Raw genomic sequence first — 19,824 nt, 5'->3', positions numbered from 1 at the left:
TTGTCAGAACCAGATGCGGTCGCTGAAAACGTGATGAACGATCCGGTCGCGGGTCAGACCCATGCGGGCCAGTTCTGCGTCGGATTTCGCCTCCAGCGCCTCGATCTCGGCGCGGCGCGAATGTTTCTCGATATATGCTTCGGTCCCGCGCGAAAGCCATTTCAGGAATGCATCGAGCTTGGCCGGAAGGCGGGGCGAAGAAAGGTTGGTTGTGGTTGTCGTCATGGGAAACCCTTTCGTTATTGGCGAATGGCTTCCTCCCCTGACTGCGAACATAGCTGATTTTTGCGTTCATGGCCATGGCGTCTTTTGCAATGCTGCATTGCAGCGGCGAGGTAAAGGGTTCTCAGAAAAGGAAATATCTCTGCGCCAGTGGCAGCTCTGTGACAGTCTGGCAGACCAGCAATTCGCCATTGGCGCGCACCTCATAGGTTTCGGGATCGACCTCGATTTCAGGGGTCGCGTCGTTCAGCCGCATGTCGGCCTTGCCGATGCCGCGCGTGTGGCGGATGGCGACGACGGATTTTTGCATGTCTTTGGCGCAACCGGCATCAAGCCCGGCCTGACTGACGAAGGTGACGCCCGAGGCATGGCGTGCCCGGCCCATCGCCCCCCACATGGGCCGCATATACATGGGTTGCACAGGGATCGAGCCGTTCGGGTCGCCCATCTGCGCCCATGCGATCATGCCTCCGATCAGCACCATCTCGGGTTTGGCGCCAAACATGGCGGGATCCCAAAGCACCAGATCGGCGCGCTTGCCTGACTCGATACTGCCAATTTCATGTGCGATGCCATGGGCGATGGCGGGATTGATGGTGTATTTGGCCACATAGCGCCGGGCGCGAAGGTTGTCGTTCTGGCTGGTTTCCTCGTCAAGACGGCCGCGTTGCAGCTTCATCTTATGCGCGGTCTGCCAGGTCCGGCTGACGACCTCGCCCACCCGGCCCATGGCCTGGCTATCGGACGAGATCACCGAGAAGGCGCCCATATCGTGCAGGATATCCTCGGCCGCGATGGTTTCGCGGCGGATGCGGCTTTCGGCAAAGGCCACATCCTCGGGCACGCGCTTGTCGAGGTGATGGCAGACCATCAGCATGTCGAGATGCTCTTCGACCGTATTGGCGGTAAAGGGCCGGGTCGGGTTGGTCGAGCTGGGAATGACATTCGGCGCGCCGACCAGCCGGATGATATCTGGCGCATGGCCGCCCCCCGCGCCCTCGGTATGGAACGCGTGGATGGTGCGGCCTTTGATCGCCGCCAGCGTATGTTCGACAAAGCCTGATTCGTTCAGCGTATCGGTATGGATCGTGACCTGCACATCCATGGCATCGGCGACGGTCAGGCAGCAGTCGATGGCGGCGGGGGTGGTGCCCCAATCTTCGTGCAGTTTCAGCGTCGCCGCCCCGGCGCGGACCATTTCCTCAAGCGCCTCTGGGCGTGAGGCGTTCCCCTTGCCCGAGATCAGCATGTTTACCGGCACCGAATCCATCGCCATCAGCATGTGCCGGATATGCCAAGGACCCGGGGTGCAGGTGGTGGCAAGGGTGCCGTGTGCGGGCCCCGTTCCCCCGCCCAGCATGGTGGTGATGCCCGAGGCGATCGCGTCCTCGACCTGCTGGGGACAGATCAGGTGGACGTGGGCGTCCATGCCGCCAGCAGTGACGATGCGCCCTTCGGCCGCGATGATCTCGGTGCCCGGTCCGATCACAAGGGTCACCCCGGGCTGGGTGTCGGGGTTGCCGGCCTTGCCGATGCCGTGAATGCGACCGTCGCGCAGCCCGATATCGGCCTTGTAGATGCCCGAATGGTCAAGAATCAGCGCATTTGTGATGACGGTGTCCATGGCGCCATCGGCGCGGCTGGCCTGACTTTGCCCCATGCCGTCGCGGATCACCTTGCCGCCGCCGAATTTGACCTCTTCGCCATAGATGGTCAGGTCGCGCTCGACCTCGATGATGATATCGGTGTCGCCCAGACGCAGACGGTCGCCGGTAGTCGGGCCGTACATCTGCGCATAATCGCGGCGGGAAATGGTAAGCGCCATGATATCCTCTCTAATCCAGCGGGCCCATGACCGCGCTGTTGAAGCCATGGACCTCGCGCCGGCCGGCAAGCGGGATCAGCCGCACCTCGCGGCGCTGGCCGGGTTCGAACCTGACAGCAGTCCCCGAAGCGATATCCAGACGCATGCCCCGTGCCGCCGTGCGATCAAAGTCGAGGCCGGGATTGGTTTCGGCGAAATGGAAGTGACTGCCGACCTGTACCGGGCGGTCGCCGGTATTGGCGACCATCAGCGTGATCGCCTGACGGTCGGCGTTCAGCGTGATCTCGCCCCCGGCCGGAAAGATCTCGCCCGGGATCATGGCATCACCGCCAGCGCGACGCCCGCCGCCGTCGTGGCCGCGCCAAGAAACCGGCTTGCCCCCAGCCGGCCAAGGCCGATGCCGGCCAGATGCAGCGCCGTTGTTGCCAGCACAAAGCCTGCTGCATAGGCGACAAGACCCGACGCCGGTCCCTCGGCACCATGGGCATGGCCGTGCATCAACCCGAACAGTGCCACGACAGGCAGGGCAAAGGTCAGCGACGGGCGCAGGGCCAGCGCCACGGCCAGCCCCAGGATGATTGACGAGGCCAGGATCATCGGCTCGACCGCGGGCAGGGCGATCCCCGCCGCCCCCAGCGCGCCGCCCGCGACCATCGCCCCGACAAAGGCAAGAGGCAGCGCCCAGATACCGCGCGGATCGCGTGCGGTTGTAGCCCAAAGCCCAACCGCCACCATAGCCAGCACGTGATCGGTTCCGCCCAGGGGATGCGCCCAGCCAGCCGCAAAGGGCGAGACATGGCCGGCATGACCGGGATGGGCCAGCGCCGCGGTCGGCATCAGCAGCAGGGGAAGAACACGTTTCATGGCAGCCTCTCAGCGGATGGGGTTATGGACGGTGACAAGCTTGGTGCCGTCCGGGAATGTGGCCTCGACCTGCACGGCGTGGATCATCTCGGCGATGCCCTCCATGCATTGATCGCGGGTGATGACATGGGCTCCGGCCTCCATCAGATCGGCGACCGAACGGCCGTCGCGCGCGCCCTCGACCACGAAATCCGAGATCAGCGCGATTGCCTCGGGGTGGTTCAGTTTGACGCCGCGGGTCAACCTGGCGCGCGCCACCATGGCGGCGACCGAGATCAGCAGCTTTTCCTTTTCGCGGGGGCTCAGGTTCATCCTGGGGGTTCCTTCAGCTTTGCCAGACGCGGGGCAGGGGGCCGGGCCGGATCGCCCGGATCAGACGCATCAGCGCCTGACGCAGCTCCCACCCGTCGGGGGCCATCAGCCGTGCCACAAGTTTGCCGTCAAAGGCGCTGGCGGCGCCCTCTGGACCCATTGCCAGGCGCGCGCGTTCCAGCCGGTCAGCGGCATCGGGGGCGACCAGAACCAGCGTGGCAAAGGCGCGGCAGCCCCCCAGCATCGCCGGGCCGGTTGCGGCCAGTGCCCGGTCGGTCAGGCGCAGGTTTTCGACAAAGACCGGACGTCCGTCACGGCTGATGCGGCGGCGGTCGCTAAGATCCAGACGGGTCACGGTTTCGCCCATGGCGGCGCGGCCAAGGATCAGCACCTCGGCCCAAAGGCAGGTTGCCGAGCCGGTCAACGTCACCTCTTGTTCACGGACAAGCGCGGCACGATCGAAAAGGATCGTCTCTTGCGGCAACAGGTCCAGATGAGCCCCATCAGCAACCGTATAGTGCGCGCTGACCCGCGCCCGACCGGTGACCGAGCGATAGGCGCGCTCTGCCGTCTGAGTCGTTACGACCAGTTGTGTGCCGGGCCCCTGAGTGACGGAGATCTCGATCCGGTCGCCGCCGGTCAGCCCCCCCGAGGTGTTCAGCAGCACCAGCTCGCAACCTGCTGCCGGGGGCAACATGGCCCGGGCGCTGCCTGACTGATGCAGCCGCGCAAGCCGCGTCGTGCCGCCGCCAAGGGCGAAGTCTGCGCGAATCTGGCCTTGTGCGCGGGGCAACTGGCAGGGGATCGTCTGATGCAACATCGGGGCCTCTTTGCCCGAAGCATCGGCAAAGGCGGGTGATGAGTGCAAGAAAACGGACCAGTTTTGCCAGCATGATCCCGTTTCTGCGCGAAATGCGGGCAATCTGGCGAATTTGCAGGCAAGGCGGAATGCGCTTTCCCCGCGTGGCTTCGGCCATTATACGGTTTGCGGCATTCAATGACCGCAAGGGGATAGCACAATGGCCAATGTGGTGGTCGTCGGCGCGCAGTGGGGCGACGAAGGCAAGGGCAAGATCGTTGACTGGCTGTCGGAGCGCGCCGATGTGATCGCGCGCTTTCAGGGCGGCCACAATGCCGGCCACACGCTGGTTATTGGCAATCAGGTTTTCAAACTGTCGCTGCTGCCTTCGGGCATCGTGCGCAAGGGCAAGACGGCAGTGATCGGTAACGGCGTGGTGCTGGATCCCTGGTCCCTGTTCGCCGAGATCGACAAGCTTGCCGGTCAAGGCGTCGAGATCAGCCCCGAGAACCTGATGATCGCCGAGAACACTCCGCTGATCCTGCCGCTGCATCAGGACCTTGACAAGCTGCGCGAAGAGGCCGCTGGTGCCTCGAAGATCGGCACTACCGGTCGCGGCATCGGCCCGGCCTATGAGGACAAGGTTGGCCGTCGCAGCATCCGTGTCGCCGATCTGGGCGATGAAGAGACGCTGGATTCCCGCCTTGACCGCCTGCTGGCCCATCATGACGCGCTGCGTCAGGGCCTGGGCGCGGCCCCCATCGACCGGGCCGAGCTGCGCGCCAGGCTGCTTGAAATCGCGCCAAAGCTTTTGCAATACGCGCAGCCGGTCTGGAAGGTGATGAACGATGCCCGCAAATCGGGCAAACGCATCCTGTTCGAGGGTGCTCAGGGCAGCCTTCTCGACATCGACTTCGGCACCTATCCCTATGTCACCAGTTCGACCACCATGTCGGGCATGGCGGCCAGCGGCACCGGGCTTGGCCCCTCGGCGATCGGCTTTGTGCTGGGGATCGTCAAGGCCTATACGACGCGCGTCGGCGAAGGTCCCTTTCCGACCGAGCTGGAGGATGCCGACGGTCAGCGTCTGGGCGAGAGAGGCCATGAATTCGGCACCGTCACTGGCCGCAAACGCCGCTGCGGCTGGTTTGATGCGGTTCTGGTGCGCCAGACCTGCGCCATCTCGGGCGTGAACGGCATTGCGCTGACCAAGCTGGACGTGCTGGACGGTTTCGAAACGCTGAAGATCTGCACCGGCTATGACGTCGATGGCCAGCATTACGACCATCTGCCCACCGCTGCCGCCCTGCAGGCCCGCGCCAAGCCGATATACGAAGAGATGGAGGGCTGGGAGGAATCGACCCAAGGTGCGCGCAGCTGGGCTGATCTGCCCGCGAATGCGATCAAATACGTTCGCCGCATCGAAGAGCTGATCCAGTGCCCGGTGGCGCTGCTTTCGACCTCGCCCGAGCGGGACGATACCATCCTTGTGACCGATCCCTTCGCCGATTGAAAAGATGGATCTGAGGACGCGCAAACTCTGGTCTCTGGTCATCCTGCTGGTCGGGCTGCCGCTGTATATCGTCGTGGCGGTGACGCTGGTGAACTGGATGGACCGGACCTGGGGGCGCCAGCCGATCCTGATCGAGCTGGCGGTCTATGTGGGTCTGGGGATCCTCTGGGCCTTGCCTTTTCGCAAGGTCTTTACCGGCATCGGCAAGGACGAATGAACAGGCTGTCGAGCGCCTGTCCGGTCACGCTGATCGGCGGCGCGCCGGTCAGCCGTGCTGATCTGGATCAGGCACTGGCGGTTGCCCCGGTGGTCGCTGCCGCTGACAGCGGTGCTGATACCGCGCTGAGCCATGGGCTGATCCCGGCGGCGGTCTGGGGTGATTTCGACAGCATTTCGGCCCGTGCCCGTGCCGAAATCCCTGCCGAGAACCAGCATCCCGTCGCCGAGCAAGACAGCACCGATTTCGAAAAATGCCTGCAGCGCCTGGATGCGCCCTTTGTGGTCGCGGTCGGGTTTTCAGGTGCGCGTCAGGATCATTTCCTTGCGGCGCTGAGCGTGATCGCCCGCGGTATCGGCCCGCCGTGCCTGCTGATCGCGGGCGAGGATGTGATTGTGCGCCTGCCCTCACGACTGAGGCTGGATCTGCCGCCCGCGACGCGGGTGTCGCTTTTCCCGATGGGCCCGGCGCGGGGAACTTCACGCGGGCTCAGGTGGCCGATCGGGGGGGTGGAGTTCGCGCCCGGCACCCGGGTCGGGACCTCGAACCAGGCTGACGGAGCTGTCGAGCTTACCTGCGAGGGGCAGATGTTACTTATTCTGCCGCGCGAGTGCCTGCAAATACTTACGACCGCGCTTTAACAGGCTGCTGGCGCCGGACCAAGCCTTGCACACCCTTGGCAAAAGCGCCAACCTCGCAGGTGAAGGAGAGATATCATGCCAGTCAAGAACCGCTTTGCAGAACTCTTGCCGGAAATCACCGCGTGGCGCCGCGATTTCCATGAGAACCCCGAGTTGGATTACGCTGTGCATCGCACCGCGGGCCGGGTCGCGGAACTGCTGCGCAGCTTTGGTCTGGACGAGGTGGTCGAAGGGATCGGCCGTACCGGCGTCGTCGGCGTCATCAAGGGGCGCAGCAACACGAGCGGTCGCGTGATCGGCCTGCGCGCGGATATGGATGCGCTGCCGATTCATGAAAAAACCGGGGCGGAATATGCCTCAAAAACGCCTGGTGTCATGCATGCCTGCGGCCATGACGGCCATACCGCCATGCTGCTGGGTGCCGCGAAATACCTGGCCGAGACGCGCAATTTCGACGGTACCGCCGTGGTTATCTTCCAGCCCGCCGAAGAGGGTGGTGCTGGCGGTCTTGCCATGGTTCAGGATGGTCTGGTTGATCGCTGGAGCATTCAGGAATTTTATGGCATGCACAATATGCCCGGCTATCCGGTCGGCGCTTTTGCCATTCGTGAAGGTGCGATGATGGCTGCCGCTGATCAGTTCGAGATCACGGTTACCGGCAAGGGTGGCCACGCAGCCAAGCCGCATGAGGCGATTGATACGACTCTGGTCGCGGCGCATATCATCGTGGCGTTGCAATCCATCGTGTCGCGCAATGTCGATCCGCTGAAAAGTGGCGTGGTCTCGGTTTGTGTCGTCCAGACCGACTCGACGGCGCATAACGTTATCCCGCAGGTGGTCATGCTGAAAGGCACGGCCCGTACCCTTGATCCCGAGGTGCGCGACCAGATCGAGGAGCGGGTGCGGGAGGTTGCTGCCCACACCGCCGCCGCCTTTGGCGCACGTGCCGAGGTGGAGTATGAGCGCGGCTATCCGATTACCATGAACCACCCCGAGGCTACAGGCCATGCAGCCGAAGTTGCGCGGCAGATCGCGGGCGATGTGAATATGGACATGCTGCCGCTGATGGCAGGCGAAGATTTCAGCTATATGCTGAACGAACGCCCGGGGGCCTATATCTTTCTGGGCAATGGGGACACTGCCATGGTCCATCACCCCGCCTATGATTTTGACGACAATGCCATCCCGGCCGGGTCAAGCTGGTATGCCGGCATGGCCGAGGCGCGGATGCCGATCCAAGGGTAACTGTCGTGCCGGGGGCCGTCTGCCCCCGGACCCCCGAGGATATTTGATCACGAAAGAAGAAGGGGGCCTTTGGACCCCCTTTGCCGTTCAGAAGTGGATGGCGCGGCCATAGGCCGATAGTGTGGCCTCGTGCATCATCTCCGAGAGCGTCGGGTGCGGGAAAACCGTCTCCATCAGCTCAGCCTCGGTCGTTTCGAGCGTGCGGCCGACGACGTAGCCCTGGATCAGCTCGGTCACCTCGGCGCCGACCATATGGGCGCCCAGAAGCTCGCCGGTCCTGGCGTCGAAAACTGTCTTGATGAGGCCCTCGGGTTCGCCAAGGGCGATAGCCTTGCCGTTGCCGATGAAGGGGAAGCGGCCGACCTTGACTTCGTAGCCTGCGGCCTTGGCCTTTTCCTCGGTCAGGCCCACACTGGCGATCTGCGGGTTGCAATAGGTGCAGCCGGGGATCGAGTTCGGCTTGATCGGGTGGGGGTGGCCGCCCGCGATAAGCTCGGCCACCATCACGCCCTCGTGGCTGGCTTTATGTGCAAGCCACGGCGCGCCCGCCACGTCGCCGATGGCGTAAAGCCCCTCGACACCGGTGCGGCAATATTCGTCGGTGACGACATGGGTCCGGTCGATTTTGCCCCCCAGCTTTTCCAGCCCCAGGTTTTCGACATTGCCAACGATGCCGACTGCCGAGATGACCGTATCGAACTCCTGCGTCTCGGTCTTGCCGCCGGTCTCGATATGGGCGGTGACCTTGCCTTTGGCGCGGTCGAGTTTCTTGACCGTCGCCTTTTCCATGATCTTCATGCCTTGCTTGATGAACTGCTTTTTGGCGAGCGCCGAGATTTCGGCATCCTCGACCGGCAGAACGCGGTCCATTACCTCGACCACCGTGGTGTCCGCGCCTAGCGTGTTGAAGAAGCTGGCAAATTCAATGCCGATTGCGCCTGAGCCGATGACCAGAAGCTTTTCCGGCATGCGCGGCGGTTGCAGTGCGTGTTTGTAGTTCCAGACCAGATCGCCGTCGGGTTCGAGTCCCGGCAGCTCGCGGGCGCGGGCGCCGGTCGCCAGAACGATGGATTTTGCGATAACTTCTTCGGTCCCCTTGTCGGTCTTGACGCTGATCTTGCCGGGGGCGGTCAGCGAGGCCTCGCCCATGATCACAGTGACCTTGTTCTTTTTCAGCAGGTGGCCGACACCGCCGGCAAGCTGTTTGGCCACGCCGCGCGAACGCTGCACCACCGCGCTGAGATCATAGCCGATCTTGTCCGCCGAGAGCCCGAATTCCTTGGCGCGATGCATGAGGTGAAAGACCTCGGCCGAACGCAGAAGCGCCTTGGTCGGGATACAGCCCCAGTTCAGGCAGATGCCGCCCAGATGCTCGCGCTCGATGCAGGCCACTTTCAGCCCCAGCTGCGCGCCGCGAATGGCGCAGACATAGCCGCCAGGGCCGGAACCGATCACCACCATGTCGAAGCTCTGCGCCATGGATGTCCCCCTATCAGAAAAGATAGTTCAGCGTTAAACCATTTTTTAAACGTCAGCAAGCGACAGCTTGCCCGAGACAAGCGCGCCGTAGCCGCCCGCCTCCATCACGCGGATTTCCGCCTCTGTCGGGGTTCGTCCGAGCGCGGCGTTTCGCCATGGAAAGCGGCCGAACTTTGCGATCGTATCGCGATGCAGTTCGGCGTGGCGCAGGTTCTCGCCGGGCATGAATTCGCGGAACAGCTCAACCGCGCGGTGCTGATTGATCAATTCCTCGGAGTGCTCAAATGGCAGGTAGAAGAACTGTCGTGCCGGCGGCTGGATCTGCAGGTCGAAGCCTTGGGCGATGGCCGCATCCGCGGTCTTGAGCGCCAGGGCGTCGGTTGCAAATGCGCGCGGGTCCTCGCGAAACATGTTGCGCGGGAACTGGTCGGTCAGGATCAGGGCAGCCAAAGCACCCTCGGGCGTCGTGGTCCAGTCCGGGACCAGATCGGCGGCCGTTTCCCATAGCGAAAGAAAGCGCGTGCGGATGGTATCGTCCAGCGCATCCGAGCGGGCGTACCAGCCTTTATCGCCCACCTCGTCAATCCAGAAGCGGTTGATCTCTTGAGGGGTCGCGGTGTTGGTCATGGCCTTGCTCTCCGGTTTTCAGGGATGGTTGCAAAGCCGGGCGCTGGCCGCAACCCCGTCAGTCCGCTTTGTCGCTGTCGTCAGAACTTGCGGTCTCAAGCGCTGCCTCGACCGCGACGGGGGTGGCCGAGGGTGCGATGATGGCAAAGCTTTGATCCTGCATCGGGGTCGGGCGGCGGGTGCGGCGCCAGCCCGCATAGAAGGTCAGGGCGGCAAGGAGCAGGCCGATATAGACCCAGAACCCGTCCGGTCCCAGCATTGCCATCAGCCAGCCGGTAATCAGCGGTCCGGCCATTGCGCCGATGCCGTTGATAAAAAGAAGCCCGGCCGAGGCCGCTGCCATATCGCTGTTGTCCAGAAAATCGTTCGTATAGGCAAGAAGCAACGAATAGACCGGATTGGCGACGCCCCCGATCAACGCTGCCGCGATCAGCAGGCCCCAGATTCCCGGTTGCAGCGCCACGGTAGCAATACTGACCGCCGCGCCAAGGGCCGAGAGGCCAAGCACGATAAAGCGCCGGTCGCCATGGTCAGAAAGCCAGCCGATGGGATATTGCAGCAGCAGCCCGCCGATATAGATGGCGGCAACGAAGGCCGAGATTTCGCGTACCGTCAGGCCCTTGGTCGAGCCCCAGACCGAGGCCATTCCGAACAGCGCCGAGAATACCCCGCCCATAAGAAAGATACCGATGCAGCCCAGCGGAGAGACGCGAAACAGGCTGCCAAAGCTCATCCGTTTCAGCGTCGAAAATTGCGGCGCGGGTTGGGTGGACAGCAGGATCGGCAGGAACGAGACGCTGACCAGAACCGAGGGGATTACGAACAGCAGGTATCCCGCCGGGTCGGCAGCATTCATCAGAAGCTGGGCCGAGATGATTCCCAGCATCTGCATGATCATATAGGCCGACATGGCCTGGCCGCGGTTCTCGTTGGTGGTTCCGGCGTTCAGCCAGCTTTCCGCGGTGATATACACCCCCGAGAAGCAGAATCCGATCAACAGACGCATCAGTGCCCATGCGATCCAATGCGGCGCTGCGGCATAAAGGATCAGCACCGAAGAGATCATTGAGCCAAGCGCGGCAAAGACCCGCACATGGCCGACATTGCGGATCAGTTCGGGCACCACGCGTGAGCCAAGCAGGAAGCCGCCGAAATAGGCCGACATCACAACTGACATTTCAGTGGTTGATATCCCCTCGATATTGCCGCGAATACCGAGAAGGGTGCCCTGCATACCATTCCCGACCATCAGCAGCAGGATGCCCAGAAGCAACGGCCAGGTGGTGCGCAGGACGGTCAGCATCACGGATCCTTTGGTATCAGTAACGAGGCATCGCCGTAGCTAAAGAAGCGATAGCCCGATTCCACGGCATGGCGATAGATCCCCCGTATGCGGTCCTGCCCCATCAGGGCACTGACAAGCATCAGGAGGGTCGATTTCGGCAGGTGAAAATTGGTCATCAGCGCATCCGTCACACGGAAGCGATAACCCGGATAGATGAAGATTTCGGTAACGCCCTGAAACGGCTGGACGTGGCCTGTTTCATCGGCGGCGGTCTCGATCAGGCGCAGCGCCGTGGTGCCGACCGGGATCACCCGTCCGCCGGCATTGTGGGTGTCGTTGATCGCGGCGGCGGCCTGGGCCGTGACCTCGCCCCATTCGCCGTGCATCTTGTGGGTGGTGACGTCTTCGACCTTGACGGGCAGGAAGGTTCCCGCGCCGACATGCAGCGTGACATGGGCAAAGCGCACACCTTTGGCCTGCAGTTTTTCAAGCAGCTCACGGTCGAAATGCAGGCTGGCGGTCGGGGCGGCAACCGCGCCTGAATGACGGGCCCAGACGGTCTGGTAATCCTCGCGGTCCGCTTCGTCCGGGGCGCGCAGCGAGGCGATATAGGGTGGCAGCGGCATCGCGCCGACTTGTGCGAGTGCCTCGTCAAACGCCTCGCCCGAGGCGTCAAAGCGCAGGGTCAGCTCTCCGCCCTCGATCCCGGCGACCTCGGCGGACAGGGTCTCGCCAAAGCGGATCACCTCGCCTTGCTTCAGCTTGCGCAGGGGCTTGGCAAGCGCCTTCCATCCCTTTGCCCCAGGTTCCAGCAGCGTGACCTCGATTTTGGCAATCGCCTCGCCTTGCGGGGTCTGGCGCGTGCGCTGGCCGGTCAAGCGCGCCGGAATGACTTTGGTGTCGTTCAGCACCAGCAAGTCGCCCGGCTGCAAAAGGTCGGTCAGATCGCGCACATGCAGATCACGAATCGAATCACCCTGCGCCAGCAGCAGGCGTGCCGAAGTGCGCGGCCTTGCCGGGCGCGTCGCGATCAGGGTCTCGGGCAGGTGAAAGTCGAAATCGTCCAGCTTCATGGGCTTAGCTTGTGTCCGGGGTATCGGGGGGCGTCAAGCCGGGGTACTATCACAAAGAGAAAAACTCAGGCTTTACTTATCTGAGGAAATGGGTAAGTTTTCGAAGACCCGAGGTGAGTAAATGATCGTCTGTCACTGCACCCAGATTTCGGACCACGATATCAAAGCCGCTATCGACTGGATGCGTGCGGCTGACCCGCAGACTATCATCACCCCCGGCAAGATCTACCACGCCCTTGGCAAGCGCGCTGATTGCGGCGGTTGTATGCCTTTGTTTCTGGACACCATGCGCGGATGCGATAATCTGGCCGTGCCTCCTATCCTGAGGGGGCTGAAGGTTAATCGCACAGGGGTAAGCCATGAAGGGCGACGCAAAGGTCATCGAGTATCTCAACGCAGCGCTGCGGTCTGAACTTACCGCCGTCAGCCAGTACTGGCTGCATTATCGTCTGCAAGAGGACTGGGGCTATGGTAAGATCGCCGACAAGTCCCGCGCGGAATCCATTGAGGAAATGCATCACGCTGATCGCCTGATTCAGCGAATCATCTTTCTTGAAGGCCATCCGAATCTGCAAAAGCTTGATCCGCTTCGGATTGGTCAGAACCTCAAGGAAACGCTGGAATCCGATCTGGCTGCCGAACATGACGCCCGCACTCTTTATATTGAGGCGCGGCAGTATTGCGACAAAGTCGGTGACTACGTCAGCAGAAGCCTTTTCGACGAGCTGCTGGCGGACGAAGAAGGGCATATCGATTTTCTGGAAACCCAACTTGGTCTTTACGAAGAGATCGGGGCACAGAATTACGGTCAGCTCAACGCCAAGCCCGCCAGCGAGGCGGAATAAGCGTCAGTGTAATCTCACGGAAAATCTGTGGATCAGGGGGCCAATATGGCCCCTTTTTCCGTTTGCGGGACTAGTCCAGCCACTCGGCGGCAAGCGGCGGCAGGTCGTCGAAATGCGCAAGCAGCGCCTCGGGGGCAAGGCGGCGCAGTCCCTCGCCCTCGGGACCAAAGGCGACCAGCGCCACCCGGACGCCAGCCGCAGCGGCGGTCTTGCGGTCGGTTTCGGTATCGCCAACCAGGAAGGAGCGCGCCACCTCGCCGCCCGAGGCCTCGACCGCTGCGGCATAAGGGCGTGGGTCGGGCTTGCGCACAGGCAGCGTATCGGCGCCGATCAGAGCGGCGAAACGATCACGGATACCAAGTTCGCGCAGCAGGGTTTCGGCCAGCGCGGCGGGTTTGTTGGTGCAGACCGCGAGCTGGCGCCCAGCGGCTGCCAGACGGTCCAGAGCAGCCTCGGTTCCCGGATAAAGCCGGGTATGGACCGCGATCGCATCGCCGTAATGGGTCAGCAGGCGAGGATAATCCTCATCCTCGGCGCCGGGCGGCAACAGCATATCGGCGGGCAGCCTTGCGTAACCGGCGCGCAGCATCGCGCGCCCGCCGTGGAAGGCGATCAGCGCATCGCGGACCGGGTCCAGCAGTGCTCCAAGGCCGCGCGCCTGAAAACAGGCATTGGCCGCGGCGATCAGATCGCCCGAGGTATCGGCCAGCGTTCCGTCCAGATCAAAGACCACCGTTCCTGCCATGCTGTAACCTTCCGTCAAAATGTGTGATCTGTCAGGGCCTTTCGCGCCTCACGTCCTCTAGGTAGAACGCTGCGGAGGGATAAGGAACAGGCAAGAGGCAGAGATGACCGATAAACCCGTAGCCCTGATCGTCCTTGCTGCCGGGCAGGGCAGCCGGATGCAATCGGATCTGCCCAAGGTTCTGCACCGGTTGGGAGGTGTACCGCTGGTCGGTCATGCGCTGGCCGCTGGCCGGACGCTTGAACCCCAGGCGGTGGTCGTTGTTGCCGGTCACGGTGCCGAAGCTGTTCGCAAGGCGGTTACGCGTCTTGAGCCCGAGGCACGCATCGCGCTGCAAGAAGAACAACTCGGCACGGCTCATGCCGTCAGCCAGGCCATGCCGCTGCTTGACGGGTTCGATGGCAGGGTGATCGTCCTTTACGGCGACACGCCCTTCATCGGAGAGGAAACATTGTCGCGACTGGCCTCGCATCCCGCCGATGTGGTGGTGCTGGGGTTCGAAGCTGCAGATCCCGGGCGCTATGGCCGCCTGGTTACCGGTCCTGAGGGGCTGGAGCGTATCGTCGAATACAAGGACGCCGATGAAGCTACGCGGGCGATCCGGCTGGTCAACTCGGGCGTTCTGGCGGCGGATGCGGCGCTATTGCGTGAATTCCTGCCCCGTATCGGCAATCAGAACGCAGCCGGTGAATATTACCTGACCGACATTCCGGAACTGGCCCGCGCCGCCAGCCATCGGGTCGAGGTGGTCACCTGTGATGAGGCAGAGACTTTGGGCATCAACACCCGCGCCGAACTGGCCCGGGCCGAGGCGGTGTTTCAGACCCGCGCGCGCGCGCAGGCGATGGAGAGCGGCGTGACCCTGATTGATCCCGACACGGTCTGGTTCGCACTTGATACGTACGTCGGCCGCGATGCCATCATCGGCCAGAACGTTGTTTTTGGCCCCGGCGTGACGATCGAAAGCGGGGCCGAGATCCTGCCATTTTGCCACCTCGAAGGTTGCCATGTCAGCGCAGGTGCCACGGTTGGCCCCTTTGCGCGGCTGAGGCCCGGCGCCGAGCTGGGTGGCGATGTGCACGTCGGCAACTTCGTCGAGATCAAGAACTCGGTGCTCGACGAAGGGGTCAAGGTCGGTCATCTGACCTATCTGGGCGATGCCTATGTCGGCGAAGGTACGAATATCGGTGCCGGCACCGTGACCTGCAATTATGACGGCGTTTCCAAGCATCGGACTGAAATCGGGGCCAATGCCTTCATCGGCTCGGATACGATGCTGGTCGCACCGGTGCGGGTAGGGGCTCGGGCGATGACCGGCTCGGGTTCGGTCATTACGCAGGATGTGCCGGACGACGCTCTGGCGCTGGGCCGCGCCCGGCAAGTGATGAAACCGGGTCTTGCCGCGCGACTGATGCAGGCCCTGCGGCAAAAGAAGGGAAATTGATCCATGTGTGGCATTATCGGAATTCTGGGCAACCATCAGGTCTCGCCCCAACTGGTCGAGGCACTGAAGAGGCTGGAGTATCGCGGCTATGATAGTGCCGGCGTCGCCACCGTGGATGACGACGGTCGGCTGGATCGGCGGCGCGCGGTCGGCAAGCTGGTGAACCTGTCGGACCGCCTGGTTCATCTGCCGCTGCCCGGTCATGCCGGCATTGGCCACACGCGCTGGGCCACCCATGGCGCCGCGACCGAGGCAAACGCGCACCCCCATCTTAGCGGCCCGGTTGCGGTGGTTCATAACGGCATCATTGAGAATTTTCGTGAACTGCGCGATGAGGTGACGCGGCTTGGGCTTCAGCCGGAATCCGAAACTGACACCGAAACCGTGGTGCTGCTGACTGCCTGGCATCTGGGGCAGGGCCTTGACCCGATCGAGGCCGCGCGCGCCACCCTCGCACGGCTGCACGGTGCTTTTGCTCTGGCCTTTCTGTTTGAGGGCGAGACCGATCTGATGATCGGGGCGCGCAAGGGTAGCCCGCTTGCCGTCGGCCATGGCAAGGGTGAGATGTTTCTTGGCTCGGACGCCATCGCGCTTGCGCCCTTTACCGACCGGATCACCTATCTTGAGGATGGCGATCACGTCATCATCCGCCGCTCGGGGGCCGAGATCTTTGATGCCGAGGGTTGGCCTGCCAATCGCGAAATCCAGCAGATCGACGTCGGCGCGACCCAGATCGACAAAGGCGGCTACCGCCATTTCATGGCCAAAGAGGTCGCCGAACAGCCTGTCGTGCTGGCCGATGCTTTGAACCACTATATCAAGGGCGACCGGATCATGTTGCCCGAGGCACTGGATTTCAGTGCCGTTGACCGCCTGACGCTCGTCGCCTGTGGCACGGCCTCTTATGCCGCGCATGTAGCGCGCTATTGGTTTGAAAGCCTCGCCGGTCTGCCTTGCGATCTGGATGTAGCGTCCGAATTCCGCTATCGCGAACCGCCGCTTTCGCCGGAAAGCTGGGCGATCTTTGTCAGCCAGTCGGGTGAAACCGCCGATACGCTGGCCGCATTGCATTATGCGCGCGGCAAGGTTGCGCAGACCGTGGGTGTGGTAAACGTCGGTACCTCGGCTATCGCGCGCGACGCCGATATTGCCTTGCCGACGCTGGCGGGGATTGAGGTCGGCGTGGCCTCTTCCAAGGCTTTTACCTGCCAGCTTGCGGTCTTGGCAATCCTGGCGCTCAAGGCGGCAGTGGATCGCGGGCGGATGACCGAGGCTGAACTGGCTGGCCATCTCGCTGACCTGCGGGCTTTGCCGGGGCTGTTGCAGCAGGCGCTTGGAATCAGTGACGAATGCCGCCGCCTTGCTGGCTGGCTCTCTGAGGCACAGGACGTGCTGTATCTCGGCCGCGGCCCGCTTTATCCCGTGGCGCTCGAAGGGGCGCTGAAGCTCAAGGAGCTCAGCTATATCCATGCCGAAGGTTACGCCTCGGGTGAGCTCAAGCATGGGCCGATCGCGCTGATCGACCGCAACGTGCCGGTGGTGGTGCTGGCACCGCGTGACGGGCTTTTCGATAAGACTGTCTCGAACATGCAAGAGGTAATGGCGCGTCATGGTCAGGTGCTGCTGATCTCGGACGCAGAGGGGATTTCCGCCGCCGGCCACGGCGTGCGCGCGAGCCTTGCCATGCCCGAGGGCGGCGGGCTGTTTCAGCCGATCCTATATGCGGTCCCGATGCAGTATCTTGCCTATCACACGGCGGTCGCCAAGGGGACCGATGTGGACCAGCCGCGCAATCTCGCAAAATCGGTGACGGTCGAGTAAAGGGCAGCAGGGACCATTTTAGCGCAGGGAAAGATGCGGGAACTGGACGAGCTGAAGGCATTGGGCGACCCCGGAAAGGCGGCCGGGATGGCCGCCTATCACAAGGCGCCCCGTCCCTATCTGGGCGTCGCCGTCCCTGTGATCGACGAACTGGCGCGGGGGTGGCGTGCAGGGCTGGATCTGCCTGGTCGGATAGAACTCGCCCGTCACCTTTGGGACAGCAATGTGCATGAGGCACGGATCGCAGCGGCAAAGCTGCTGACCCAGGCCCGTATTCGCCCCGATGACGAGGTCTGGCGGCTGATTGCCAGCTGGGTGCCGCAGTTCGACGCCTGGGCCATCGCCGATCACGCTATGAAAGCGGGTTCCCGCCGGCTGATCTCTGATCCGGCGCGCCTGGATGAGGTCGAGACATGGCTCGAAGCCCCCGGTTTCTGGGTCCGGCGCGCAGCGCTTGTCGGGACTTTGCCCTGGACGTCGATTCGGAATCCCAAAGCGGACGATCTGGCCCGTCGTGATAGGGTGCTGACCTGGCTGGAAAAGCTTGCTGATGACCGGGAGTGGTTCATTCAGAAAGCTATCGGCTGGTGGCTGCGCGATCATTCGAAACACGATCCGCAGTGCGTCCGCGACTGGCTCGCGGCCAATGGGGGGCGGCTGAAACCCTTTGCTCGGCGTGAGGCGGGGCGCTGGCTGCCCGAAAATCGCAACAGCCACCCTTAGGCGTCAGTTCCCGTAAACCTCGATGGTGGGCAGATCGGTCAGGCTGACGCCGATCAGTTGTAGCGCGGGCAGCGAAACCTGACTGCCGCCACTGGCCGGACCACCAAGCGGGATCAGCCGCACTTTCGCGGATTTGCCGTTTTCGGGGTTTACGATACGGCCATCAGCTTCGGATTTCGCCAGCGGTGTCTTGATCCAGAAGCCCGGCTGCGACGGGTCGCCAAGCGAGGCGACCGTGGCACCCAGCCGACGCTCGGCCGCTGCGGGCGGGGCTGCGGCGGCTGCCTTTTGCTCACGTGTCGTGGTGTCGAACTCTGCCGCGGTGCGCGCTGCGGGCGAGGGGCGGGCAGCTGTAGTGATGGTCTTGCCCGGCGTGCGCGGCGCCGTTCCGGTCAGATCGGGGCCCGCAATTACCGGCTGGCCGGTCGCGGGGTCGATCACCTCGGCCTTAGGCGCGTTTTGTGTTTGCGATGGCTGGGTGCAGGCAGTCAGCACCAGCAGCGCCAGCGCGCCCGAAAACAGCATGATCGGCCTGGTCATCGGCAGTTCCTCGTCCTCATTGTCCGAAGAGAAGGCTAGCCCCGCGCGACCCTGCATGTCCACCCGAGCTTCAACTCGTGGTTATGACAATATTAACGGATCGGCTGGCTTGTGCCGATGCAAGCCCAGCCTTATCTTTAAGCAATGGACGCTCAGGCCCCGCTGACAGACCCTTTTGCCAGGCCGATCACCTATCTTCGGGTGTCGGTGACGGATCGTTGCGATTTTCGCTGCACTTATTGCATGGCCGAGCATATGCAGTTCCTGCCCAAGCGCGATCTGCTGACGCTTGAAGAGCTGGATCGCCTCTGTTCCGCCTTTGTCGGGCTTGGTGTGCGCAAGCTGCGGGTTACGGGTGGTGAGCCGCTGGTGCGGCGCAATATCATGGAATTCTTTCGTGCCATGTCGCGCCATTTGGGGGCGGGGCTTGATGAGATGACACTGACCACCAACGGCAGCCAGTTGGCGCGTTTCGCCGACGAACTGGCCGAATGCGGGGTCCGGCGGGTCAACGTTTCGCTTGATACGCTGGACAAGGACCGCTTTTCACAGATCACCCGCTGGGGCAGATTGCCGCAGGTGCTGGAGGGGATCGAGGCCGCGAAAGCGGCGGGCCTTCGCGTCAAGATCAACACGGTGGCGCTAAAAGGCTTTAATGAAGATGAGCTTTTCCCGCTGATAGATTGGTGTGCCGAACATGACCACGACCTGACCTTCATTGAGGTCATGCCGATGGGTGAGATGGGTGATGCGCAGCGGCTGGACCAGTATTGGGCGTTGTCGGAGCTGCGTGACCGGCTGGCCACGCGTTTTACGCTGACGCCTCTGGCCGAACGCACCGGGGGGCCGGCGCGCTATGTCCGCCTTGAAGAGAGCGGGCAAAAGGTCGGTTTCATCACGCCGCTGACCCATAATTTCTGCGAAAGCTGCAACCGTGTCCGGGTCACCTGCACGGGCGAGCTGTTCATGTGTCTTGGACAAGAAGACCGGGCGGATCTGCGTGCACCCCTGCGCGCCAGCGCAGAGGACGATGCGTTGCGCACCGCCATTCGCGAAGCGATTGCGCGCAAGCCTGAAGGTCATGATTTCGACTATTCCCGGCGACATGTGTCGGGCCGGGTCAGCCGCTATATGAGCCATACGGGCGGTTAGTAGCTGGCTCCGTCCACCGCCTGGCTGGCCAGCGCGCGCGGGTTGATTCCATCGAGGCAATTCACATTTACCGCCACCACATCGCTTCCATCGGGCCCCTTGCCAAAGGCATAGGCCTCGACTCCGCAGGTTGGGCAGAAGCGGTGGTGGATCTGCTGGCGATTGAACAGATACTCTGTCACCGGCCCGTCGTTGACCAGATGAAAGTCCTCCCTGGAAACAAAGGTCAGGACAAACCCCATCCGTTTGCAGCGTGAGCAATTGCATGTGAAGGTCCGTTCCAGATCGGCATCGACCTTATAGCTAATCGCACCGCACTGGCATCCACCCGTGTAATGCTGACGGGTCATGGTCACCTCCGCTTTCGACTCATGACCAAGGATGAGGCATGGTTGCCTTGGGACGCAAGTGGAAAATATTCACGGTTTGTTCCATTTGTGGTTGCCATTTCG

General features: G+C 62.8%; 23 protein-coding genes. 10 read left to right on the top strand and 13 right to left on the bottom strand.

The annotated features are described in order from the left end of the window. Nucleotides 1-3: 3 nt before the first annotated feature. The 6 genes from M511_RS02700 to M511_RS02675 all read right to left on the bottom strand — a co-directional run bounded on the left by M511_RS02700 (nucleotide 4) and on the right by M511_RS02675 (nucleotide 4,043). The gene (locus M511_RS02700) at nucleotides 4-225 is read right to left on the bottom strand and encodes a hypothetical protein (RefSeq protein WP_010393001.1); all 222 of its coding nucleotides are present in this window, start codon (nucleotides 223-225) and stop codon (nucleotides 4-6) included. Nucleotides 226-346: 121 nt separating this feature from the next. Then, nucleotides 347-2,047 (bottom strand): urease subunit alpha, encoded by a 1,701-nt coding sequence (gene ureC, locus M511_RS02695; protein WP_085501290.1) that lies wholly within the window; start codon nucleotides 2,045-2,047, stop codon nucleotides 347-349. Between the two features lie 10 nt (nucleotides 2,048-2,057). Further along, entirely contained in the window at nucleotides 2,058-2,366 is a 309-nt protein-coding gene (locus M511_RS02690; RefSeq protein ID WP_010392995.1) for an urease subunit beta, read from the bottom strand. After that, complete coding sequence (locus M511_RS02685) at nucleotides 2,363-2,911, bottom strand: HupE/UreJ family protein (RefSeq protein ID WP_085501289.1); 549 nt, start codon at nucleotides 2,909-2,911, stop codon at nucleotides 2,363-2,365. The genes M511_RS02690 and M511_RS02685 overlap by 4 nt, the downstream gene beginning before the upstream one ends. A 9-nt stretch (nucleotides 2,912-2,920) precedes the next feature. Further along, the gene (locus M511_RS02680; protein WP_085501288.1) at nucleotides 2,921-3,223 is read right to left on the bottom strand and encodes an urease subunit gamma; all 303 of its coding nucleotides are present in this window, start codon (nucleotides 3,221-3,223) and stop codon (nucleotides 2,921-2,923) included. 13 nt (nucleotides 3,224-3,236) lie between these two features. Further along, complete coding sequence (locus M511_RS02675; RefSeq protein ID WP_085501287.1) at nucleotides 3,237-4,043, bottom strand: urease accessory protein UreD; 807 nt, start codon at nucleotides 4,041-4,043, stop codon at nucleotides 3,237-3,239. Nucleotides 4,044-4,242: 199 nt separating this feature from the next. Here M511_RS02675 and M511_RS02670 point away from each other — a divergent pair, with 199 nt between their 5' ends. From M511_RS02670 to M511_RS02655, 4 genes are all read left to right on the top strand, one after another. Then, nucleotides 4,243-5,535, top strand: a complete 1,293-nt coding sequence (locus tag M511_RS02670; protein ID WP_010392988.1) for an adenylosuccinate synthase — start codon at nucleotides 4,243-4,245, stop codon at nucleotides 5,533-5,535. 4 nt (nucleotides 5,536-5,539) lie between these two features. Beyond that, nucleotides 5,540-5,752, top strand: coding sequence for a DUF2842 domain-containing protein (locus tag M511_RS02665; RefSeq protein WP_010392987.1), 213 nt, complete (start codon nucleotides 5,540-5,542; stop codon nucleotides 5,750-5,752). Further along, complete coding sequence (locus M511_RS02660; protein WP_010392986.1) at nucleotides 5,749-6,393, top strand: thiamine diphosphokinase; 645 nt, start codon at nucleotides 5,749-5,751, stop codon at nucleotides 6,391-6,393. The genes M511_RS02665 and M511_RS02660 overlap by 4 nt, the downstream gene beginning before the upstream one ends. Nucleotides 6,394-6,468: 75 nt before the next feature. After that, complete coding sequence (locus tag M511_RS02655; RefSeq protein ID WP_085501286.1) at nucleotides 6,469-7,638, top strand: M20 aminoacylase family protein; 1,170 nt, start codon at nucleotides 6,469-6,471, stop codon at nucleotides 7,636-7,638. Between the two features lie 87 nt (nucleotides 7,639-7,725). Here M511_RS02655 and lpdA read toward each other — a convergent pair whose 3' ends face one another. From lpdA to queA, 4 genes are read right to left on the bottom strand one after another with little or no spacing between them, the layout of a single operon-like run. Further along, nucleotides 7,726-9,117 (bottom strand): dihydrolipoyl dehydrogenase, encoded by a 1,392-nt coding sequence (lpdA, locus tag M511_RS02650; protein WP_085501285.1) that lies wholly within the window; start codon nucleotides 9,115-9,117, stop codon nucleotides 7,726-7,728. Between the two features lie 45 nt (nucleotides 9,118-9,162). Further along, nucleotides 9,163-9,744 (bottom strand): DUF924 family protein, encoded by a 582-nt coding sequence (locus M511_RS02645; RefSeq protein ID WP_010392982.1) that lies wholly within the window; start codon nucleotides 9,742-9,744, stop codon nucleotides 9,163-9,165. Between the two features lie 58 nt (nucleotides 9,745-9,802). Then, nucleotides 9,803-11,047 (bottom strand): MFS transporter, encoded by a 1,245-nt coding sequence (locus tag M511_RS02640; protein ID WP_010392981.1) that lies wholly within the window; start codon nucleotides 11,045-11,047, stop codon nucleotides 9,803-9,805. Then, the gene (gene queA / locus M511_RS02635) at nucleotides 11,047-12,102 is read right to left on the bottom strand and encodes a tRNA preQ1(34) S-adenosylmethionine ribosyltransferase-isomerase QueA (RefSeq protein ID WP_010392980.1); all 1,056 of its coding nucleotides are present in this window, start codon (nucleotides 12,100-12,102) and stop codon (nucleotides 11,047-11,049) included. Before queA ends, M511_RS02640 begins: the two co-directional genes overlap by 1 nt. A gap of 121 nt (nucleotides 12,103-12,223) precedes the next feature. Here queA and M511_RS02630 point away from each other — a divergent pair, with 121 nt between their 5' ends. Together M511_RS02630 and bfr are read left to right on the top strand one after the other, a co-directional pair. Next, nucleotides 12,224-12,514 (top strand): (2Fe-2S)-binding protein, encoded by a 291-nt coding sequence (locus M511_RS02630; protein ID WP_010392978.1) that lies wholly within the window; start codon nucleotides 12,224-12,226, stop codon nucleotides 12,512-12,514. Continuing rightward, nucleotides 12,462-12,947 (top strand): bacterioferritin, encoded by a 486-nt coding sequence (gene bfr, locus M511_RS02625; RefSeq protein ID WP_010392976.1) that lies wholly within the window; start codon nucleotides 12,462-12,464, stop codon nucleotides 12,945-12,947. Before M511_RS02630 ends, bfr begins: the two co-directional genes overlap by 53 nt. Nucleotides 12,948-13,017: 70 nt before the next feature. On the opposite strand, the gene M511_RS02620 is transcribed toward bfr, so the two are convergent. Beyond that, nucleotides 13,018-13,692 (bottom strand): HAD-IA family hydrolase, encoded by a 675-nt coding sequence (locus tag M511_RS02620; protein WP_010392974.1) that lies wholly within the window; start codon nucleotides 13,690-13,692, stop codon nucleotides 13,018-13,020. A 103-nt stretch (nucleotides 13,693-13,795) separates the two neighbouring features. On the opposite strand from M511_RS02620, the gene glmU reads away from it, so the two are divergent. Genes glmU through M511_RS02605 form a run of 3 tightly spaced genes read left to right on the top strand, consistent with a single transcriptional unit; the run spans nucleotide 13,796 to nucleotide 17,680 of the window. Continuing rightward, on the top strand, nucleotides 13,796-15,136 hold the full coding sequence (gene glmU, locus M511_RS02615) for a bifunctional UDP-N-acetylglucosamine diphosphorylase/glucosamine-1-phosphate N-acetyltransferase GlmU (protein ID WP_085501284.1): 1,341 nt from the start codon (nucleotides 13,796-13,798) through the stop codon (nucleotides 15,134-15,136). 3 nt (nucleotides 15,137-15,139) lie between these two features. Beyond that, the gene (gene glmS, locus M511_RS02610) at nucleotides 15,140-16,957 is read left to right on the top strand and encodes a glutamine--fructose-6-phosphate transaminase (isomerizing) (protein ID WP_085501283.1); all 1,818 of its coding nucleotides are present in this window, start codon (nucleotides 15,140-15,142) and stop codon (nucleotides 16,955-16,957) included. 33 nt (nucleotides 16,958-16,990) lie between these two features. Next, the gene (locus tag M511_RS02605) at nucleotides 16,991-17,680 is read left to right on the top strand and encodes a DNA alkylation repair protein (protein WP_010392966.1); all 690 of its coding nucleotides are present in this window, start codon (nucleotides 16,991-16,993) and stop codon (nucleotides 17,678-17,680) included. Nucleotides 17,681-17,683: 3 nt separating this feature from the next. Here the strand turns inward: M511_RS02605 and M511_RS02600 are convergent, their stop codons facing one another. Beyond that, nucleotides 17,684-18,220 (bottom strand): hypothetical protein, encoded by a 537-nt coding sequence (locus M511_RS02600; RefSeq protein WP_040601670.1) that lies wholly within the window; start codon nucleotides 18,218-18,220, stop codon nucleotides 17,684-17,686. 144 nt (nucleotides 18,221-18,364) lie between these two features. Here M511_RS02600 and moaA point away from each other — a divergent pair, with 144 nt between their 5' ends. Beyond that, on the top strand, nucleotides 18,365-19,372 hold the full coding sequence (gene moaA, locus M511_RS02595; protein ID WP_085501282.1) for a GTP 3',8-cyclase MoaA: 1,008 nt from the start codon (nucleotides 18,365-18,367) through the stop codon (nucleotides 19,370-19,372). Here moaA and M511_RS02590 read toward each other — a convergent pair. Continuing rightward, entirely contained in the window at nucleotides 19,369-19,722 is a 354-nt protein-coding gene (locus tag M511_RS02590) for a GFA family protein (protein WP_085501281.1), read from the bottom strand. The genes moaA and M511_RS02590 overlap by 4 nt on opposite strands. Nucleotides 19,723-19,824: the final 102 nt, after the last annotated feature.

Origin of the sequence: Paracoccus sp. J56 (assembly GCF_019633685.1) — a bacterium.
Taxonomy (GTDB): Bacteria; Pseudomonadota; Alphaproteobacteria; order Rhodobacterales; family Rhodobacteraceae; genus Paracoccus; species Paracoccus kondratievae.
Note: the sequence above shows the minus strand (reverse complement) of the source record. Positions and strands in the feature narration are given on the sequence as shown.